1 protein-coding gene is annotated in these 243 nt (G+C 44.4%); it reads right to left on the minus strand.

Annotation, left to right across the window (positions count from 1 at the left end; all coding sequences use genetic code 11):
* Positions 1-243: hypothetical protein (locus ACH2AZ_RS12560; RefSeq protein WP_394908109.1), on the minus strand; the 243-nt coding region annotated here is incomplete at both ends.

The raw sequence follows: 243 nt of genomic DNA on the forward strand, positions 1-243 counted from the left end.
TGAGTAATGTGATAGCTTATGGCTAAATTAAGCTCTCCGTTTTCTATGATAGGGGTTTGCGCATCTAAGTCAAACTCGGCAAATCCGTCGTTGTCTACATCACATACCTCTAATGGGGTTACGGGTACTTGTGGTGAGGGTAATGGGTTTACCACTAGGGTCAAGCTAAAGCCTTGGCTTACAAAACAGCCGGTGTCTTGATCTTCTACCCGTACATAAATGGTCTCGTTGTTCACCGTATTG

The organism is uncultured Mesonia sp. (assembly GCA_947499595.1).
GTDB lineage: Bacteria > Bacteroidota > Bacteroidia > Flavobacteriales > Flavobacteriaceae > Mesonia > Mesonia sediminis.